Origin of the sequence: Wenzhouxiangella sp. XN79A (genome assembly GCF_012272825.1) — a bacterium.
GTDB lineage: Bacteria > Pseudomonadota > Gammaproteobacteria > Xanthomonadales > Wenzhouxiangellaceae.
In genome coordinates, this window is sequence record NZ_JAAWWS010000134.1 from 148488 (window position 1) to 168575 (window position 20088).

16 protein-coding genes are annotated in these 20088 nt (G+C 69.5%); 1 reads left to right on the forward strand and 15 read right to left on the reverse strand.

Annotation, left to right across the window (positions count from 1 at the left end; translation table 11 throughout):
- Positions 1-732: 732 nt before the first annotated feature.
- Positions 733-3474 (reverse strand): preprotein translocase subunit SecA, encoded by a 2742-nt coding sequence (gene secA, locus HFP89_RS03990; protein ID WP_168716343.1) that lies wholly within the window; start codon positions 3472-3474, stop codon positions 733-735.
- 354 nt (positions 3475-3828) lie between these two features.
- Between secA and HFP89_RS03995 the strand changes: the two genes are divergently transcribed.
- Positions 3829-4155, forward strand: coding sequence for a DciA family protein (locus tag HFP89_RS03995; RefSeq protein WP_168716344.1), 327 nt, complete (start codon positions 3829-3831; stop codon positions 4153-4155).
- Between the two features lie 27 nt (positions 4156-4182).
- Here the strand turns inward: HFP89_RS03995 and lpxC are convergent, their stop codons facing one another.
- The 14 genes from lpxC to rsmH all read right to left on the reverse strand — a co-directional run bounded on the left by lpxC (position 4183) and on the right by rsmH (position 20085).
- Positions 4183-5097 (reverse strand): UDP-3-O-acyl-N-acetylglucosamine deacetylase, encoded by a 915-nt coding sequence (gene lpxC, locus HFP89_RS04000; RefSeq protein ID WP_168716345.1) that lies wholly within the window; start codon positions 5095-5097, stop codon positions 4183-4185.
- A 217-nt stretch (positions 5098-5314) separates the two neighbouring features.
- Complete coding sequence (gene ftsZ, locus HFP89_RS04005; protein ID WP_206212211.1) at positions 5315-6511, reverse strand: cell division protein FtsZ; 1197 nt, start codon at positions 6509-6511, stop codon at positions 5315-5317.
- 132 nt (positions 6512-6643) lie between these two features.
- Entirely contained in the window at positions 6644-7879 is a 1236-nt protein-coding gene (gene ftsA / locus HFP89_RS04010) for a cell division protein FtsA (protein ID WP_346775186.1), read from the reverse strand.
- Positions 7869-8630 (reverse strand): cell division protein FtsQ/DivIB, encoded by a 762-nt coding sequence (locus HFP89_RS04015; protein ID WP_168716347.1) that lies wholly within the window; start codon positions 8628-8630, stop codon positions 7869-7871. Before HFP89_RS04015 ends, ftsA begins: the two co-directional genes overlap by 11 nt.
- Positions 8627-9565, reverse strand: a complete 939-nt coding sequence (locus tag HFP89_RS04020; RefSeq protein WP_168716348.1) for a D-alanine--D-alanine ligase — start codon at positions 9563-9565, stop codon at positions 8627-8629. The genes HFP89_RS04015 and HFP89_RS04020 overlap by 4 nt, the downstream gene beginning before the upstream one ends.
- The gene (gene murC / locus HFP89_RS04025) at positions 9562-10980 is read right to left on the reverse strand and encodes a UDP-N-acetylmuramate--L-alanine ligase (protein WP_240955927.1); all 1419 of its coding nucleotides are present in this window, start codon (positions 10978-10980) and stop codon (positions 9562-9564) included. Before murC ends, HFP89_RS04020 begins: the two co-directional genes overlap by 4 nt.
- Positions 10977-12110, reverse strand: a complete 1134-nt coding sequence (gene murG / locus HFP89_RS04030) for an undecaprenyldiphospho-muramoylpentapeptide beta-N-acetylglucosaminyltransferase (RefSeq protein WP_346775185.1) — start codon at positions 12108-12110, stop codon at positions 10977-10979. The genes murC and murG overlap by 4 nt, the downstream gene beginning before the upstream one ends.
- Complete coding sequence (gene ftsW, locus HFP89_RS04035) at positions 12107-13291, reverse strand: putative lipid II flippase FtsW (protein WP_168716349.1); 1185 nt, start codon at positions 13289-13291, stop codon at positions 12107-12109. Before ftsW ends, murG begins: the two co-directional genes overlap by 4 nt.
- On the reverse strand, positions 13291-14367 hold the full coding sequence (gene mraY / locus HFP89_RS04040; RefSeq protein WP_168716350.1) for a phospho-N-acetylmuramoyl-pentapeptide-transferase: 1077 nt from the start codon (positions 14365-14367) through the stop codon (positions 13291-13293). Before mraY ends, ftsW begins: the two co-directional genes overlap by 1 nt.
- Positions 14361-15728, reverse strand: a complete 1368-nt coding sequence (gene murF / locus HFP89_RS04045) for a UDP-N-acetylmuramoyl-tripeptide--D-alanyl-D-alanine ligase (protein ID WP_168716351.1) — start codon at positions 15726-15728, stop codon at positions 14361-14363. Before murF ends, mraY begins: the two co-directional genes overlap by 7 nt.
- Positions 15725-17176, reverse strand: a complete 1452-nt coding sequence (locus HFP89_RS04050) for a UDP-N-acetylmuramoyl-L-alanyl-D-glutamate--2,6-diaminopimelate ligase (protein WP_168716352.1) — start codon at positions 17174-17176, stop codon at positions 15725-15727. The genes murF and HFP89_RS04050 overlap by 4 nt, the downstream gene beginning before the upstream one ends.
- Entirely contained in the window at positions 17173-18876 is a 1704-nt protein-coding gene (locus HFP89_RS04055) for a penicillin-binding transpeptidase domain-containing protein (RefSeq protein ID WP_168716353.1), read from the reverse strand. The genes HFP89_RS04050 and HFP89_RS04055 overlap by 4 nt, the downstream gene beginning before the upstream one ends.
- Complete coding sequence (gene ftsL, locus HFP89_RS04060; RefSeq protein ID WP_168716354.1) at positions 18869-19138, reverse strand: cell division protein FtsL; 270 nt, start codon at positions 19136-19138, stop codon at positions 18869-18871. Before ftsL ends, HFP89_RS04055 begins: the two co-directional genes overlap by 8 nt.
- Positions 19135-20085, reverse strand: a complete 951-nt coding sequence (gene rsmH / locus HFP89_RS04065; RefSeq protein WP_168716355.1) for a 16S rRNA (cytosine(1402)-N(4))-methyltransferase RsmH — start codon at positions 20083-20085, stop codon at positions 19135-19137. The genes ftsL and rsmH overlap by 4 nt, the downstream gene beginning before the upstream one ends.
- Positions 20086-20088: the final 3 nt, after the last annotated feature.

Here is a 20088-nt window from a genome sequence, read left to right on the forward strand (position 1 = left end):
CGACTTGAACATCAAGAGCGTCTCGCCCGCCCGCTTCGCGGGCTGATGGCGAGGTACTTCTGGTGCGCCGAAAGGACCCAAGAGCGCTGCGCGAACATCGCCGCCCGGCCTGCGGCCGCCCCCCTGCGATCCGCAGTGCGAGCGGGGCAAAACGAACTCGCTTCGCTCAGGCACCTTTTTGCCTGTTTTTCTCGCTCGCCCTTCCGCGTCTCGACGGCGCTGACGCCGATGCAAGTCGGGATCCGATCCCAAGCATTGCCCGCCCCGGTCGCCCCGGACTTGATCAGGGGTAGACAACATCCCCGGGTGCGCTTCGCTTGGCCATGCTACGGGAATACCTCCTCGAGCAACACCATCACGCTCGTTCCCCGCCCGTCCAGTTCAGCAGATACAAAAAATCCCTTCGCGTCGTCGGTCCGTTGGTCAGGAACTGTGGATCGGTTTCCGACCTGTTCCATCGTCAGCCCCGGGAAGAAGCGCGGAGCCCGCACGGACCGCGAACCGGAGGCACCCGACCGCAGGCCGGGCGGCGAGGTTCGCGCAGCCCGCTCGGCACTGTTCGGAGCCGAGCCGCGGGCCGGCGATCTGCTTCGGAGGGATGAGGGCGCGGAGAACAGGGAAAAGGGGAAAGGGGAAAGAGGAAAGGGGCAAGCGCTCAGGGACGAGTCCATTCCGTGAAGGAGTGAGACTCGCCCCTCGCTGCTCGCCCCTGTTCCGGGGCAAGGCCCGGACCTAATCGAGCTTGCCGTGGCACTGCTTGTACTTCTTCCCGGAACCACACGGGCACGGTTCGTTGCGGCCGATCTTGCGGCCGTCGCGGACGAAGGTCTCGGGCGCCTCGGCGCTGCCCGCTGCCGGTCCGCCGGCCGAAGCACCGGCGGCGCCTGCCGCCGCGCCGGCCGTGGCCAGGCTGCCGGCCTGCTGGTGCCGGAACTCCATCGGCTGTTCGCGCCGGCGCTGCTGGTCGACGGCCTCGACGTCCTCGTCGCTCTTGATCTGGACGCGAGCGAGAATCCGGATGACTTCGTAGCGGACGCTGCCGAGCATCTCGGTGAACATGTCGAAGCCTTCCCGCTTGTATTCCTGCTGCGGCTTCTTCTGGGCATGGGCCCGCAGCCCGATGCCACGGCGCAGGTAGTCCATGCTGGCCAGGTGTTCCTTCCACTGCTGGTCGAGCACGTTCAGCATCACGGCCTTCTCGAAGTGGCGCATGACCTTTTCGCCGGTGGCCTCTTCCTTGGCCTTGAAGTGGGCGTCGACGACGTCGAAGACCTTCTTGCGCAGGCCGTCCTCGTCGAGTTCGTCGTCCTCGTCCAGCCACTTGCGGACCGGTGCGTCGAGGCCGAAGTCGCTTTCCAGCGTCTTCTCCAGGGTTTCCGGATCCCACTGATCGTCGATCGAACCCGGCGGGATGTGGCGGGCGAACAGCTCGCCGAACACTTCGTCGCGGATCTCGGCGATGAAGTCGCCGATTTCCTCGGATTCCATCAACTCGTTGCGCTGGGCGTAGATCACGCGGCGCTGGTCGTTGGCCACGTCGTCGAACTCGAGCAGGTTCTTTCGCATGTCGAAGTTGTGCGCTTCGACCTTGCGCTGGGCGTTCTCGATGGCGCGGGTCACCCACGGATGTTCGATGGCCTCGCCGTCCTGCATGCCGAGCTTCTGCATCATCGCGCCGAGCCGGTCGGAGGCGAAGATGCGCATCAGGTTGTCCTGCAGCGACAGGTAGAAGCGGCTGGAGCCCGGATCGCCCTGGCGGCCCGAGCGGCCGCGCAGCTGGTTGTCGATGCGCCGCGATTCGTGTCGCTCGGTACCGATGATGTGCAGGCCGCCGGCCTCGAGCACCTTGTCGTGACGCTTCTGCCACTCTTCCCTGACCGCGCGCACCTTGTCGTCGGACACATCGTCACCGAGCTCGGCCAGTTCGGCGTCCAGGCTGCCGCCGAGCACGATATCGGTGCCGCGCCCGGCCATGTTGGTGGCGATGGTCACCGCACCCGGCCGGCCGGCCTGGGCGATGATCGTCGCTTCGCGCTCGTGCTGCTTGGCGTTGAGCACTTCGTGCTTGATCTTCGCCTTCTTCAACTCGCGCGAGAGCAGCTCCGAGGTCTCGATCGAGGTCGTCCCGACCAGCACCGGCTGACCGTTGGCGGTGCGCTCGACGATGTCCTCGATGATGGCCTGGTACTTCTCGGCCGGAGTCAGGAACACCAGGTCGGCGCGATCGTCGCGGATCATCGGCTTGTGGGTCGGAATGGCGACCACTTCGAGGCCGTAGATCGACTGGAACTCGTAGGCTTCGGTGTCGGCCGTGCCGGTCATGCCGGCCAGCTTCTCGTACAGGCGGAAGTAGTTCTGGAAGGTGATCGAGGCCAGCGTCTGGTTCTCGCGCTGGATCGGCACGCCTTCCTTGGCCTCGATGGCCTGGTGCAGGCCGTCGGACCAGCGGCGGCCCGGCATCGTGCGGCCGGTGAACTCGTCGACGATGACCACTTCGCCGTCGTTGACGATGTAGTCGACGTCGCGGTTGAACAGGTGATGGGCGCGCAGGCAGGCGTTCAGGGTATGGACCAGGGCCAGGTTCGAGGCATCGTAGAGGCTCTGCTCTTCCTCCAGCAGGCCGTCCCGGGTCAACAGCTCCTCGACCCGCGCCATGCCGTCTTCGCTCAGATGCACCTGCTTGGTCTTCTCGTCGAGCGAGAAGTCGCCCGGACCGTCCTCTTCTTCCTGGACCGAGAGTTCCGGAACGATGCGGTTGATCTTGACATAGAGCTCGGGCCCTTCGTCGGCCGGGCCGGAAATGATCAGCGGCGTACGGGCCTCGTCGATCAGGATCGAGTCGACCTCGTCGACGATCGCGAAGAACTGGCTGCGCTGGACCTTCTGTTCCTGCGAGAACGCCATGTTGTCGCGCAGGTAGTCGAAACCGAATTCGTTGTTGGTGCCGTAGGTGATGTCGCAGGCGTAGGCGGCGCGCTTGGCGGCCGAGGTCATGCCCGGCACCGACACCCCGACCTCCATGCCCAGGGCACGGTAGACCGGCCCCATCCACTCGGCGTCGCGACGGGCCAGGTAATCGTTGACGGTGACCACGTGCACGCCCTTTCCGGTCAGTGCGTTCAGGTACACCGGCAGGGTGGCGACCAGGGTCTTGCCCTCGCCGGTCTTCATCTCGGCGATCTTGCCCTGGTGCAGCACCATGCCGCCGATCAACTGGGCGTCGAAGTGACGCATGCCCAGCGTACGAAGCGCCGCCTCGCGGACCACCGCGAAGGCCTCCGGCAACAGTGCGTCCAGCGAGGTACCGTCGGCATGCCGCTGCTTGAACTCTTCGGTCTTGGCCTTGAGCTGCTCGTCGCTCAACGGCTGGATTTCGGCTTCCAGTTCGTTGATTCGGACGATGTCCTTCTGCAGCTGCTTCAGGAGCCGGTCGTTGCGGCTGCCGACCAGCCTGGTGATCATTCGCTTCAGCATGGTGAATCCATTGCGTTTGTGTTCGGGTCGCCCGGCCCTGCGACCGGCGATTTCTGAGGATTGGGGCGCCCGACGCGAACCGCAAGAAGGCCCGGCGCCCGGCACACGACATCGATCCGCCATTCTAGCCCGGATCGTTCATGAAGCCGAAGGCCGTGACACCGCCAGGCCCCGCATCCGCGGCGTTTCGCCCGACCACGAAGCCTCCGCGGATGTTCGGGTCCGAGCGCGACCCGGTCGATCGCCGAACACTCCGGGTGCCGGGGCCGGGGGTCGCCTCGCGACGTGGATCGACGAATCATCCGGGCGAGCCGATCGAACACGGCCGCAGCGCTGCGGACCTACAATGTGCCGATGGCAGGAAAACGCGAAACCCGTGCCCGCAACGTCCGTGAGATCGCCCGCGACGCCGGTGGCCAGGCCGGCGGCCTGCGCCAGGCGCTGCGTCGGGCCGAAGCCTACCTGGCCCTGAACGAGCGGCTGGCGCCGATGCTGCCGGACTCCATGCGCGACGCGGTGCGGGTGGCCTGCATCGAGGACACCACGCTGGTCCTGGCCGCCGCATCGCCGGCCCGGGCCACCCAGGCCCGGCTGCAGCAGGCGGTCGTTCTCGAAGCCGCGAGCCGGCTGTGGCCGACACCGCTGACGGAGGTTCGCGTGATCATCGTTCCGGACGAGTAGTGTCCGAACCGGCCGCGATCGGTTCGGTCAGAACGCCTGGGCAGGCTGCAGGTAGGAAATCGGCGCGCGTTCCGGCGCGTCGAAGGTGACGCTTTCCCAGGCCGTTTCGTCGGCCAGCACCTTGCGCAGCAGCAGGTTGTTCAGCTCGTGCCCGGACTTGTAGCCGGTAAACCGGCCGAGCGGGCTGGCGCCGAGCAGGTACAGATCGCCGATGGCGTCCAGCGCCTTGTGCTTGACGAATTCGTCTTCGTAGCGAAGGCCGTCGGGGTTGAGCACGCGGTAGTCGTCGACGACCACGGCATTGTCGAGGCTGCCGCCCAGCACCAGATTGCGCTGGCGCAGGTATTCGATGTCGCGCATGAAGCCGAAGGTGCGCGCCCGGGCCACTTCCTTCAGGTAGGAGGTGGTCGAGAAATCCAGTTCGATCCGGCAGTTGCGGCGACGGAACACCGGGTGGTCGAAGTGGATCTCGAAATTCACCGCGAAGCCGTCGTAGGGCTCGAACCGCACCCACTTGTCGCCGTCTTCGAGCGTGATCGCCTTGCGGATACGGATGAACCGCTTCGGTGCGTTCTGCTCGGCGATGCCGGCGGACTGGATCAGGAACACGAACGGGCCGGCGCTGCCGTCCATGATCGGCACTTCCGAGGCGGTCAGGTCGACGTAGAGGTTGTCGATGCCCAGTCCGGCCAGCGCCGACATCAGGTGCTCGATGGTCGCGACCCGCACGCCGTCGCCACCGACCAGCGTGGTCGACAGCGCGGTATCGCCGACATTGTGGGGCTCGGCGCGGATTTCGAAGGCCGGATCCAGGTCGACCCGGCGAAACACGATGCCGGTATCGGCCGGGGCCGGGCGCAGCGTCATGATGACCTTCTCGCCGGAATGCATACCGACGCCGGTCGCTCGAATGACGTTCTTGAGGGTGCGTTGCTGGATCACGGGGAAATTTCGCGCGGATAACCGTTGGATGGTAGCACAGCCTTCGGGTTCCCGACGCGTTTTTGCCACATTCCGGTAACAAACGTGGCGTAAACGCAACGAGCCGACGCGTCCCGAGTGACCCGGCGAGTGGCCACCCGGAATCGACGCCGGCTCGTTGCGGACGCTTGTCCGCGACCCTGGACCGCAGCGCGTCCAGCGCGCCGCGGACGCCGACTCAGTCCGCCTGGTTGCGCAGGAAGGCCGGAATGTCGAGGTAGTCGAACTCCTTCTGCTCGGCATCGCTGCGACCACCACGCTCGCCGGCGCCCTGCGCACCGGCGCCCGAGTGGCGGCTGCCGACGGTCCGACCGGTCGGCACGCGGCCCTGCGGTTCGTCGTCCTCCTCGCTGAACACCGGACGATCGTCGGTGCCGGTGCGGACCAGTTTCATCGGCTTCTCGCGCTCGATGCGCTTGTGGCCGAGACCGGTCGCGACGACGGTGACCCGGATCTCGTCGTTCATGTCCGGATCGATGACCGTGCCCATGACGACCGTGGCGTCCTCGCTGGCCAGATCGGCGATGGTGGTGCCGACCTCCTCGAACTCGCGCATCGACAGGTTCATGCCGGCGGTGACGTTGACCAGGATGCCGCAGGCCCCGGACAGGTTGATGTCCTCGAGCAGCGGCGAGCCGATCGCCGACTGCGCGGCCATCAGCGCGCGGTCCTGGCCGGTGGCGCTACCGGAGCCCATCATGGCCATGCCCATCTCCGACATCACGGTGCGCACGTCGGCGAAGTCGACGTTGATCAGGCCCGGGCGGGTGATCAGCTCGGCGATGCCCTGGACGGCGCCGGACAGCACCTGGTTGGCCGCCTTGAACGCGTTGAGCAGCGTGATGTCCGGACCGAGCACGCTCAGCAGCTTGCTGTTCGGGATGGTGATCAACGAGTCGACGTGATGACCGAGTTCGTCGATGCCCTGCTGGGCCACGCCGAGCCGGCGCTGGCCTTCGAACGGGAACGGCTTGGTGACCACGGCCACGGTGAGGATGCCCATTTCCTTGGCGGTCTGCGCGATCACCGGCGCTGCACCGGTGCCGGTGCCGCCGCCCATGCCGGCGGTGATGAAGACCATGTCGGAGCCTTCCAGCAATTCCGCGACCCGGTCACGGTCCTCCAGCGCGGCCTGGCGACCCACTTCCGGGTTGGCGCCGGCGCCGAGCCCCTTGGTCACGTTGGAGCCGATCTGCAGGGTCGACTTGCCGGCAAAGCTCTTCAGCGCCTGCGCGTCGGTGTTGACCGACACGAACTCGACGCCTTCGATGCTCGCCTCGACCATCTGGTTGACGGCATTGCCGCCGCCTCCGCCGATACCGAGGACCTTGATGGTCGCGCTCGGGGTGTAGTTCTCGATGAGTTCAAATGCCATGATGATTCTCCTGTTGCTCGCCGTTGAGAAATGCGGGGCCGGAAAAGACGCGGCGCGCACCTTCTTGCTGGGTGCTCTGCGCCGCATCCGGCTGGAACCGCATGCTTGAATGAGATGCAAGGGGATGCATGCTCAGAATTCCCCCTGGAACCACTGCTTGAGCCGCGACACCATGCCGCCGGAGCTGCTTCGCCCCAGGCCGCCGTGCCGCGGGCGATCGAGCTTGCTGCCTCGGAGCAGCAGGCCGACGCCGGTGGCGTGAATCGGGTTGTCGACGACCTCGGACAGGCCGCGGACGTGCTGCGGCGCGCCGAGGCGCACCGGCATGTGCATGATTTCCTCGGCCAGTTCGACGACGCCTTCCATCCGCGCGCCGCCGCCGGTCAGGACCAGGCCGGCCGGAATCAGGTTCTCGCAACCGGACTGGCGCAGCTGCTTCTGAACGTGATGGAACAGTTCGCGGTAGCGCGCCTCGACCACCTGGGCCAGGGTCTGGCGCTCGAGCCGGCGCGGCGGTCGATCGCCGACCGACGGCACCTGCAGCGTCTCGTCGCTGGCGGCCAGCTGCTCGAGCGCGCAGGCGTACTTGATCTTGATTTCCTCGGCGTGCAGCGTCGGCGTGCGCAGCGCCACGGCGATGTCGCTGGTCACCAGGTCGCCGGCGATCGGGATGCAGGCGGTGTGCTGGATCGCGCCCTCGGCGAACACCGCGATGTCGGTGGTGCCGGCGCCGATGTCGATCAGGCCGATGCCCAGCTCCTTCTCGTCCTCGCTGAGCACCGATTCGGCCGAGGCCAGCGAGTGCAGGATCAGGTCGTCGACCTGCAGCCCGCAGCGCGCAACGCACTTGGTGACGTTCTGGACCGCGCTGTTGGCCGCAGTGACCAGATGGACCTGGACCTCCAGCCGCACGCCGGACATGCCGACCGGCTGGCGGATGCCGTCGGTGGAATCGATGACGTAGCCCTTGGGCAGCACGTGCAGGATGCGCTGGTCGGCCGGAATGGCCACCGCCCGGGCCGACTCGAGCACGCGCTCGACATCGGAATCGGTCACTTCGGCATCGCGGATGGCCACCGCACCGTGCGACTGGCGCGACGACACGTGGGTGCCGGCGATGCCGGCGAACACCGAGTGGATCTCGCAGTCGGCCATCAGTTCGGCCTCTTCGACCGCACGCTGGATCGACTGCTCGGTCGACTCGATGTCGACGACCATTCCGCGCTTGAGCCCGCGCGAGGCGTGCGAGCCCAGGCCGATCACTTCCACGCCGCCGTCGGGCTGGATCTCGCCGACGATGGCGACGATCTTGCTGGTGCCGATATCCAGTCCGACGACCAGCGACTTGTCGGTTTTCCTAGCCATGATCTCCGTCCCTGTGCGGATCGGGCCGACGAACGGACTCGTCGCGCGCGGCCAATTCGTTGATGGGAGGTGCCGACCGGCTCAGCGCCAGCCCGTTCGGATAGCGCAGGTCGACGCGGCGCACGCCGGGCACCTCCGCCAGGCGGTCCTGGACGGCCAGGAACCGATCGACCCGCGACTCGAGCTGCTCGCGCCCGAGCAGCAGCTCCCAGCCGGTGTCGAGCACCAGCATCCAGGCACCGCGCGGGTTCAGCTCGACCCGCGCGATCTCGACGCCGAAACTGCGCATCCGCCGGTCCAGCGCCTGCCAGGTGTCGAACACCTCGGCGCGCCGGGCGTCCGGACCGCGCAGCTGGACCAGGCCCTGCATGCCCGAGGTGCCAGCGACGTCGAACACTTCGCCTTCGCGGCTGACCAGCGCACGGTCGTTCCAGCGCGCCACCGGCTGGTGTTCACGGACCTCGACGGTCAGCGCATCGGGCCACTCGCGGCTGACCGACGCGGCGGCCACCCACGGCAGGTCCTCGACCGACCGCCGGGCGCGCTCGACGTTGATCACGAAGAACCCGCGCCGGGCCTCGGCGGCGACCGCGGCGCGGACCTGCGCTGCGGTGGTGCGCTCGAGCTGGCCCTCGACGTCCAGCCAGCGGATCGGCCAGCGGTCCGGGTCCTGCCAGCCGCCGAACAACCAGACCGCGGCGGCCAGCACGGCCAGCGCCGCCGGCGTCATCAGCATCCACAATCCCCGGTTCATCGCGCAGCCTCCCCGCCGACGGCGGTCTCGAGAATGCGGCCGACCAGCGCGTCGAAGTCCAGGCCCGCGGCCTGCGCGGCCATCGGCACCAGCGAATGATCGGTCATGCCCGGCACCGTGTTGGCTTCGAGCAGCCACGGCCGGCCGTCGCGGTCGAGCAGGAAGTCGACCCGCCCCCAGCCGCTGCAACCGAGCACCCGGAAGGCCTCGCGGGCCAGCGCCGCCAGCGCGGCTTCCTCGTCGGCGGCCAGGCCGCAGGGGCAGTGGTACTGCGTGTCGTTGCTGGCGTACTTGGCGTCGTAGTCGTAGAAATCGCGGGGTGTTTCGATCCGGATCAGCGGCAGCACGTCGTCGTGCAGCAGGCTGGCGGTGTACTCCGGACCGTCGACCAGTCGCTCGACCAGCGCCCGCTGGTCGTGCTTCAGCGCATTGGCCAACGCCGCTTCGAGCTGTTCGGGGGCGTCGACCCGGCCCATCCCGACGCTGGAGCCCTCGCGGGCCGGCTTGACGAACAGCGGCGGTTGCAGCGTCGCGGCGATCCGCGCGGCGTCTCGGTCCGATTCGGCCACCTGCCAGTCGGGCGTCGGCAGGCCGCAGGCCCGCCAGATGCGCTTGGTCTGCAGCTTGTCCATCGACAGCGCCGAGGCCAGCAGGCCCGAGCCGGTCAGCGGAATGCCGTAGGCCGCCAGCGCGCCCTGCAGGCAGCCGTCTTCGCCGCCCCGGCCGTGCAGCACGTTGAACACGCGGTCGATGCGACCGGCGGCCGCGGCCTCGACGGTTGCGCGCACTCCGTCGAGTTCGACGAATTCGACGCCCAGCCGGGCCAGCGCCTCGGCCACGGCGCGACCGCTCCTCAGCGAGACCGCGCGCTCGGCGCTGTCGCCACCCAGCGCCAGCCCGACGCGTCCGAAGCGCTGTGCGTTGAAGGCGCTCATACCGCGGCCTCCTTCAGGAGTTCGGGCAGCCGGCCGATGTCCCCAGCCCCCATGATCAGCACCAGGTCGCCGTCGCGGACCCGCTCGTTGAGTGCGTCCGGCACGTCGTCGACGCCAGCCACGCGGGTCACGCGGGCCGGACCGCGCGCTTCGACGGCGCTGGCCAGCGTGTCCGACGAGATGCCGGCCACCGGGGCTTCCCCGGCGGCATAGATGTCGGTCAGCACGACATCGTCGACCGCGGCCAGCACCCGGGCGAAAGCATCGAACTGGTCCCGGGTGCGGGTGAAGCGGTGTGGCTGGAACACCAGCACGATACGTCGCTCCGGCCAGCCGGCCCGGGCCGCCTGGAGCACCACGTCGAGCTCGGTGGGGTGGTGGCCGTAGTCCTCGAATAGCGCCGCGCGACCGTGCGGGAACGCGTGCTCACCGAGTTCGGCGAAGCGCCGGCCGATGCCGGCGAAACCTTCGAGGCCGCGGCCGATCGCCTGCGGGCCGGCGCCGACTTCCCAGGCCACCGCCGCGGCGCCCAGCGCGTTGAGCACGTTATGCCGGCCCGGCTGGGCCAGCCGCGCGGGCAGCGGTTCGTCGCGACCGGGCAGCCACAGATCGAAGGCCATGGTCCGCCCGGCCTGGCGGATGTCGGTGGCGCGCACGTCGGCGTCCGGGTGGCTGCCGTAGGTCAGCGTGGTGCGACCGACCTCGGGCACCAGTTCGGCCACGTGCGGATCGTCGATGCACAGCACCGCCACGCCGAAGAACGGCAGGTGATGCAGGAATTCGAGAAAAGCCTGCTGCAGGCGGTCGAAACTGCCCTGGTAGGCGTCGAGGTGGTCGCGATCGATGTTGGTCACGACCGAGATCACCGGCTGCAGCAGCAGGAACGAGGCGTCGGACTCGTCGGCCTCTGCGACCAGGTAACGGCCCTGCCCGAGCCGGGCGTTCGAACCGAAGGCGTTGACCAGGCCGCCGATGACGAAGGTCGGGTCCATGTCGGCGGCTGCCAGCAGGCTGGCGATCAGCGAAGTGGTGGTGGTCTTGCCGTGGGTACCGGCCACGGCGATGCCCTGGCGGAACCGCATCAGTTCGCCGAGCATCTCGGCGCGCGGAACGACCGGAATGCGCGCCGCGCGGGCGGCCTCGAGTTCGGGGTTGTCGTCCGGCACGGCGGTCGAACTGACGACCACGTCGGCGCCGGCCACCGCCGCCGGGTCGTGGCCGATCGCGACCCGGATGCCGGCCTCGCCCAGCGCGCGGACGGTGCTCGAGTCGCGCAGGTCGCTGCCGCTGACCTCGAAACCCAGATCCGCCAGCACCTCGGCGATGCCGCTCATGCCGGCGCCGCCGATGCCGACGAAGTGGATCCGGCGGACGCGGTGCATCAGGGTCGGTGCCGGGCGTGGATCGGGCGTCATGCCATCACCTCCCGACAGGCCGCCGCGACCTGTGCGGCGGCGTCGAAATGTGCCCGCTCGCGGGCCCGCTCGGCCATCGGCAGCAGCCGGCTGCGGTCGAGCTCGGCGATCCGCTCGGCCAGCGCCTCGGGCGTGAAGTCCCTCTGCGGCATCAGCCAGGCCGCATCGGCGTCGGCCAGGTAGCGCGCGTTGCCGGTCTGGTGGTCGTCGACCGCGGCCGGGAACGGGACCAGGATCGCCGGCACGCCGGCCGCGGCCAGCTCGGCCACGGTCAGCGCACCCGATCGGCAGATCGCAAAATCGGCCCAGGCCCAGGCTGCCGCCATGTCGTCGATGAACTCGACGACCTCCGCATCGACACCGGCCTTGGCGTAGTTGTTCTCTGCCGGTTGCAGTTGTCGACCGGCCTGATGCCGGATCACGGGGCGTTCATGTGACGGCAGCCGGGCCAGGGCCTCGGGCACCACCTGGTTGAAAACGGCCGCTCCCTGGCTGCCGCCGATCACCAGCAGACGCAGCGGGCCGCTGCGATCGCCGAATCGGTCGGCCGGGGCGGGCAGGCGAGAAATCTCCGCACGGACCGGGTTGCCGGTCACGCGGGCGTCTTTCAAGGTATCGGGAAATCCCGTACAGCGGATCCGCGACAGCGGAGCCAGCAGCCGGTTGGTCAGCCCGGCCACGCTGTTCTGTTCGTGCAGCACCAGCGGGATGCGCAGCGTGCGCGCCGCTACCCCGGCCGGGCCCGCCGCATAGCCGCCCATGCTCAGCGCGCAGTCGGGCCGGTGCTGCTTGAGGATCCGGCGTGCCTGGAGCAGCGCCCGCAGCACCCGGAACGGGGCCGCCAGCCAGCCCGTCAGGCCGCGGCCGCGCAGGCCGGTGATCGCGACCCGGTCGAGCTCGATGCCGGCAGCGGGAACCAGCCGGTTCTCCAGGCCATGCGGCGTGCCCAACCAGCGCACCTCGACATCGGCAGCGCGCAGCTCGGCAGCCACCGCCAGGCCGGGCACGATGTGTCCACCGGTGCCCCCGGCCAGAATGGTCACGCGCGGCACCGGCTGTGCGGACTGCGCAAGCATGCCGAAGTCTGCAAGGGCGCTCCGGGTCGCGGCGTTCGGGAGGCCGGGGATCATGCCGCCCACTCCTTGCGCCGACGGGGTCGGGCGAGTTCGGCACGATCGAGCTCCCAGCCGATCCGAAGCACCAGGCCCAGGGCGGCCAGCGTCATCATCAGGCTCGAGCCACCGGCCGAGACCAGCGGCAGAGTCAGACCCTTGGTCGGCAGCACGCCGAGGTTGACGCCGATGCTGACCAGCGCCTGCAGGCCCAGCCACAGGCCGACGCCGAACGCGACGAAGGCGGGAAACGGCCGCTCGGCGCGCTGTGCCTTCAGGCCGATCCGGAAGATCCGGAACACCAGCACGCCGAACAGCGCCAGGACGGCCAGGATGCCGATCAGGCCCAGTTCCTCGGCCAGGATGGCGAAGATGAAATCGGTGTGCGCTTCGGGCAGGTAGAACAGCTTCTGCACGCTGGAACCCAGCCCCACCCCGGTGACCTGGCCGCGGCCGACCGCGATCAGCGCCTGGACCAGCTGGAAGCCGGCGTTGTAGGGATCGGAGAACGGGTCGCCGAGAATCGCGATGCGGCGGAAGCGGTACGGTTCCAGCGCCGCGAAGGTGACCAGCGGCAGCGCGCTCAGGCCGAGCAGGGTCAGGTACTTCCACGCCGCGCCGGCCAGCCAGACCATGCCACCGATGATCGCCAGGATGACCATCGCCGAACCCATGTCCGGCTGCTGCAGCAGCACCGCGGCCAGCAGCGCACCGACCAGCAGCGGCTTGAGCGTTTCGGCGAAGCCGGCGGTCGACAGCATCGGGCGCTGGGCCAGGTAGCCGGCGACGTAGAGGATGATCAGCAGCTTGACCGCCTCGACCGCCTGGAACCGGGTGATGCCGAGGTTGATCCAGCGCTGGGCGCCGTTGACCGTCACGCCGAGGCCCGGAACGAAGACCAGCGCCAGCAGGAACAACGAAGCGACCAGGCACCAGCGGCCGGTCGTTTCCAGCCAGCGGGTGTCGATCCACTGGAAGCCGGCGGCCAGGCCGAGGCCGAGCAGCACGAAGATCACGTGCCGGCTCAGGAAATGCCACTCACCGACCGAGTACTTCTCGGCCACCGCCACCGAGGTCGAGGCGACCATGACCACGCCGATGCCGAGCAGCGCCAGGGCCGCCAGCACCAGCGGTCGGTCGAAGCCGCCCGAGCGGGTCGGCTCACCGTGGCGTCGGGCCTGTCTGCGCACCGCGGCCATCAGCGCACCTTCAACGTGGCGAGGCCGACCAGGACCAGCACCACCGCGATGATCCAGAACCGGACGATGACCTTCGGCTCCGGCCATCCCTTGAGCTCGAAGTGGTGATGGATCGGCGCCATGCGGAAGATCCGCTTGCCGGTCAGCTTGTACGAAGCGACCTGGAGAATGACCGACACTGTCTCGATGACGAAGATGCCGGCCATCAGCACGAACACCAGCTCCTGGCGGACGATGACGGCAACCACGCCGAGCGCGGCGCCGACGGCCAGCGCGCCGATGTCGCCCATGAAGACCTGGGCCGGATAGGTGTTGAACCACAGGAAGCCAAGCCCTGCCCCGGCCAGCGCGGCGCAGAAGATCGCGACCTCGCCGGCGCCCGGAATGTAGGGGAAGCCGAGGTAGTCGGCGAAGATCGTGTTGCCGACCGCATAAGCGAAGATGCCCAGGCCGATCGCGACCATCACCGCCGGCACGATCGCCAGCCCGTCCAGACCATCGGTCAGGTTGACCGCGTTCGACGAACCGACGATGCAGAAGTAGGTCAGGACCACGAAGCCCAGCCCCAGCGGCACCGCGACATCCTTGAAGAACGGCACCAACAGCTCGGTCGCGCCCGGCACGTCGGCGGTGAGGTACAGGAACACGGCGGCGGCCAGCGCGGCGACCGACTGCAGCGCATACTTCGCCGCCGCCGAGATGCCGCGCGAATCGTTGTACTTGAGCTTGCGCCAGTCGTCGACGAAGCCGATCGCGCCGAAGGCCGTGGTGGTGAACAGTACGGTCCAGACGTAGCGGTTGGCCAGGTCCGCCCACAGCAGCGTGGCCAGCACGATGGAAATCAGGATCAGTGCGCCGCCCATGGTCGGCGTGCCCTGCTTGTCGAAGTGGGTCTGCGGGCCGACCGCGCGGATCGGCTGACCGAGTTTGCGCGAGATCAGGAAGCGGATGTAGATCGGGCCGACCAGCAGCGACACCGCCAGCGCGGTCAGGGCGGCCATGATGGTCCGGAAGGTGATGAAGCCGAACAGCGCGACATCGAGCGCGAGCAGGTCTTCGAGCAGCCAGATCAGCATGCCTCGCCCTCCCCGGTCGCCTGCCGATCGATCAACCGGGCGATCACGTCTTCCATGTGGGCCGAGCGCGAGCCCTTGACCAGGCAGACCACGCCGTCGTGAACCGCCTCGGACAGCGCCGCGGCCAGCGTTCCGGTCGAGTCGAAGGCCGCGCCGCCCGCACCGAAGGCCACGGCCGCGCGGGTCGCGTTCGGGCCGGTTGCATACAGCCGGGTCACGCCGAACTCGGCCGCCGCGCTACCGACCTCGGCATGCAGTTTCTCGCTGTCCTCGCCCAGCTCGGCCATGTCGCCGAGCACCAGCCAGCGTTCGCCGGGCTGCTCGGCCAGCACCGCCAGCGCCGCGTACAGCGAGGCCGGGTTGGCGTTGTAGGTGTCGTCGATCAACGTCCAGCCGCCGGTCATGTGGCGAACGTCGAGCCGGCCCGGCACGCCGTGGACGGCGGCCAGACCGGCCTCGACGGTGGCCGTGGGCACGTCCAGCGCCAGCGCCGCGGCGGCGGCGGCCGCGGCATTGGCCCGGTTGTGCGCACCGGGCAGCGCCAGGTGCAGTTCGATCGTGCCGGCGGGCGTCTCCAGCCGCGGCGCACCGTCGCCTTCGATCAGCTGGATGTCGGCCGACGCATCGCGGCCGAAGCTCAGGACGCGCGCGTTACCGGCGCGCTCGATCCAGGCCGCACAGAACGGATCGTCGCGGTTGACGATCACGTGGCCGGCCGCACCGCGCAGCTCACCGACGGTTTCGAACAGCTCGCCCTTGCAGCGGGCCACGCCCTCGACGCTGCCCAGGCGCTCCAGGTGGGCCGGCCCGGCGTTGGTCACGATGCCGACCGTAGGCCGGGCCAGCCGGGCCAGGTACTCGATGTCGCCGGGCTGACCGCAGCCCATCTCGATCACCGCGAAGCGGTGTGCGTCGTCCAGCCGCGCCAGCGTCAGCGGCACGCCCAGTTCGTTGTTCAGGTTGCCCTCGGTGGCCAGCGTCGGCCCGACCCGGCCCAGCACGCCGGCGACCAGGTTCTTGACCGTGGTCTTGCCGTTGCTGCCGGTGATGCCGACCACCGTCACGTCCAGCGACTCGCGCCAGGCCGCGGCCAGCCGGCCGAGCGCGCCGGCGACGTCGTCGACGACGAGCTGCGGCAGCGCAGCCTCGACTTCGCGGGCCACCAGCGCCGCCGCGGCGCCGGACCGGGCGGCCGCCGACACGAACGCGTGGCCGTCGACCTGCTCGCCGGGCAGCGCGCAGAACAGCTGGCCGGGCCGGACGGTGCGCGAATCGATCGCCACGCCTTCGAAGGTGGCGGCCTCACCGACCGCGCGCCCGCCGGTGATCCGGGCCGCCGTTGCGAGATCGAAGCGGATCATGCGGCGGCCTCCAGCGCGGCACGCACCGCATCGAAATCCGAAAACGGCCGGGCCGTGTCGCCGACGATCTGCTCGCGCTCGTGACCCTTGCCGGCCACCAGCACGACGTCGTCGGGGCCGGCCTCGCGGATCGCCAGCCGGATCGCTTCGGCGCGATCGCGCATCACCCGCGATCGGTCCGGACGCTGCATGCCGGCCTGGATCTCGCGGACGATGGACAGGCCGTCTTCGTGCCGCGGGTTGTCGTCGGTCAGGATCACCCGGTCGGCCAGGCCTTCGGCGATCCGGCCCATTTCCGGGCGCTTGGCGCGATCGCGGTTGCCGCCGCAGCCGAACACGCAGATCAGCTGCCCCCGGGTCAGCGGGCGCAGCGCGGCCAGCGCGTTTTCCAGGGCATCCGGGGTATGGGCGTAGTCGATCACGACCCGACGCTCGGCGCCGTCGACCCGGTTCATCCGGCCCGGCACCGGTACCAGGGCCGCCAGCTTCGCGGCGATCGCTTCGCGGTCGACGCCGCGCTCGGCCAGCTCGCCGGCGACGATCATCAGGTTCAGCACGTTGACCCGGCCGATCAGCGGCGTCTCGGCCTCGACCCGGCCGTCGGGCAGGTGCAGGGTCAGGGCCAGGCCGTCGAGATCGGCGCGCCGGATCTCGGCGGTGACATCGGCGCCTCGGGACGGATCCAGCGCATAGGTGCGCAGACCGTCGTTGCCGCGCAGGTTCGAGGCCAGCGCGCGACCGAAGGCGTCGTCGAGATTGATCCACTGGCGCCGGCTGGCGTGATCCCGGAACAACCGCGCCTTGGCCGCGCCGTAGGCCTCGCGGCTGCCGTGGTAATCGAGATGGTCGTGACCGAGATTGGTGAATGCGGTCGCGGTAAAGGTCAGGCCGGCCAGTCGACCCTGGTCCAGCGCATGCGACGAGGCTTCCAGCGCCACGTGGCGAACGCCCTGGCGAGCCAGCTCGGCCAGCGCGGCCCAGGTCGCGAACAGATCCGGCGTGGTGTGGCTGGACTCGACCATCGCACCCGGCCGGCCGATGCCCAGTGTGCCGATCATCGCACCGTCCAGTGCCTGGGCCATCAGCCAGGCCACCGAGCTCTTGCCGTTGGTGCCCGTGACGGCGAACAGGTCCAGCCCGGCGAGCGCATCGCCGTGGAACCGGCGAACGAGATCGACGGTGCGCGCACCGAGCCCCTCGATCGCCACGCAGCGATCGGCCAGCTCGGTCGGCGGCGCGTCGGCGGCGTCGTGCAGGACCACCACGGCCCCGGCGGCCAGCGCCTCGGCAGCGAACTCCAGGCCATGCGCCTGCGCACCCGGCAGCGCGACGAAGGCATCGCCGGGTCGAACCCGGCGGCTGTCCCGGGTCAGCCCGCCGACATCGAGCGGAGACAGCAGCCCCGGGGATACCGGCCAGCCGCTGAGGAGCGTCGCCAGCCGGGTCATTGCGGGTCTCCGAGCCGGGCGATCAGGGTGCCGACATCGTCCGGGGGCACGTTCATCAAACGCAGCGCATCGGCCATCACGCGACCGAACAACGGTCCGGCCACGGCACCGCCGTAGTACTCGTCGCCGCCGGGGTCGTGGATCACGACCACCGCAGCCAGCCTCGGTCGCGAGACCGGTGCGAAGCCGCCGATGCTGGCCACGTAGCGATCGCCGTAGCCGCCGACCCCGACCTTGCGCGACGTGCCGGTCTTGACTGCGACCCGGTAGCCGGGCACGTCGGCGCGGGTGCCGGTGCCGCCCGGCAGCGTGACGGTTTCGAGCATGTCCTGAAGCTCGCCGGCCAGCGACGGATCCATGACGGTCTGGACCGGGTTGTCGCTGCCGAGCACGAAACTGGGCTGGCGCAGCCGGCCGTCGTCGGCGATCGCCGAAATGGCGCGGACCAGCTGCAGCGGGGTGACCGACAGGCCGTAGCCGTAGGACAGCGTGGCCTGCTCCAGCTTGCGCCAGCGCTCGTGGTCGCGCAGCACGCCGGCCGACTCACCGGGGAACCCGGTGCCGGTGACCTGGCCGAAGCCCAGTCGCGAATACATGCTCCACAAGTGGCGCGAGTCCATGCCCAGGGCCAGCTGGACGACGCCCACGTTCGACGACTTGGTCAGGATGCCGGTGACGGTCAGTTCACCGAAATTCCGGATGTCGCGAATGGTGTGGCCGGAGACCTGCATGGTGCCCGGCGCGGTGTCGACGACCAGGTCGGGGTAGGCCAGGCCGGCCTCCATCGCGGCGGCGACGACGAAGGGCTTGACCACCGAACCCGGCTCGAGCACGTCGGTCAGGGCGCGATTGCGGCGACCGTCCGGGTTACCGAGGTCGCGCGCGTTCGGATTGAACGACGGCACGTTGACCATCGCCAGGATCTCGCCGGTGGTCACGTCCAGCACCACCACCGAACCCGAACGCGCCTGGTGCTCGGACACGGTGCGGGTCAGTTCGCGGTAGGCCAGGTACTGCAGGCGGCGGTCCAGGGTCAGGGTCAGGTCCTGGCCGGGCCGCGCTTCGCGCACCTGCTCGATGTTCTCGACGACACGGCCGAGGCGGTCCTTGATGACGCGTTTGGCGCCGCTGCGGCCCATCAGCCAGCTGTCGTAGGCCAGCTCCAGGCCTTCCTGGCCGACCTCGTCGATGTTGGTGAAACCGACGACCTGCGAGCTGACATCGGAGGTCGGATAGAAGCGCCGGTACTCGCGCTGCAGGAACACGCCGGGAATGTCGAGTTCGCGAACCCGCTCGGCCAGGTCGGGCGCGATCCGGCGGATGATCCAGACGAACTCGCGGTCGGCGCGCTGGGTCAGTCGGCGCTCGATCGCCTCGGCGTTCTCGCCGAGCACGCCGGCCAGCAGCGGGATGCGATCGGCGGCCTGCAGCAACTCGCCGGGGTGTGCCCAGACCGACTCGACCGGCGTCGACACGGCCAGCGGCGCACCGCTGCGGTCGAGGATCGAGCCGCGCATGGCCGGGGTCTCGACCTGGCGCAGGAACCGGGCCTCGCCTTCGCCCTGCAGGAACTCGGTGTCCATGACCTGCAGCTTCACCGCGCGGGCGAGAAGGCCCAGCGCACACAGCGCCATGAGCGCCAGCAGCAGCGCCACGCGCAGCCGGCTGCCGGTGGGTCGTGCGGTCGTCGCCTCAGCCATCGCTGCGCACCAGCAGTCCGACGTCCCGCGGCTGGCGCATGCCCAGCGACTCCCGGGCCTGCGCCTCGATCCGGCTCGATTCGCCGAGGAAGGCCAGCTCCAGCTGCAGCCGCGACCACTCGACGCGTTCGGCATCGTGCTGTTGGGCGGCGGCCTCGAGCTGGATGAACAGCTGGCGGGCTTCGTGGCGCGCGCCGACCAGCGCCACCGCGCTCGCCACGGTGGCGGCCAGCAGGACGATCAGCGCGATCCAGGTCTTCATGCCGCACCCCCGGCTGCCGGCGTGGCAAGCCGTTCGGCCACGCGCATCCGGGCCGAGCGGGCGCGCGGGTTGGCCTGCTGCTCGGCCTGATCGGGCCGGACCAGCTTGCCGATCTCGCGCAGTCGGGCCGAGAACGGCGCGGCCGGCCTCCGGCGGCTGGCGGCCGGCGGCCGCGCGTGCTCGCGGATGAAGCGCTTGACGATCCGGTCCTCGAGCGAATGGAAGCTGATCACGGCCAGCCGCCCGCCGGCGGCCAGCAGCTCGAGCGCGGCGTCCAGCGCCCGTTCGATCGCGTCGAGCTCGCCGTTGACCGCGATGCGGATGGCCTGGAAGCTTCGGGTGGCCGGATCGATCCGGTCGCGGGCCGCTGCCGCCTTCGGCACTGCAGCGCGAATGATCCCGGCCAGCTGAACCGTGCCGGTGATCGGCGTCTCGGCACGGGCCCGGACGATGGCCTGGGCGATCCGACGCGAATGCCGCTCTTCGCCGAAGCGGAACAGCACCTCGGTCAGCTCGGCCTCGTCGACCGATGCCAGCCAGTCGGCCGCGGACGGCCCGGCCTCGGGGTTCATGCGCATGTCCAGCGGCCCGTCCTCGCGGAAGCTGAAGCCGCGCGCCGGATCGTCGAGCTGCGGCGAGGACACGCCGAGATCCATCAGCAGGCCGTCGACCCGGCCGCGCAGGCCGAGCTCATCGGCCCGCTCGCCGAGTTCGCCGAAGCTGGCCTGGACGAAGCGGACCCGGGCATCGTCGCCGAAGCGCTGCCGGCCCACCGCCAGCGCTTCGGGATCGAGATCGATCGCGATCAGGCGACCGGAGGGACCCAGCCGCTCGAGGATCCGCGCGCTGTGCCCGCCACGCCCGAAGGTCGCATCGACGTAGGTGCCGTCTTCGGTCACGTTCAGCGCATCCACCGCTGCCTCCAGCAATACCGGAACATGGGCCACGAC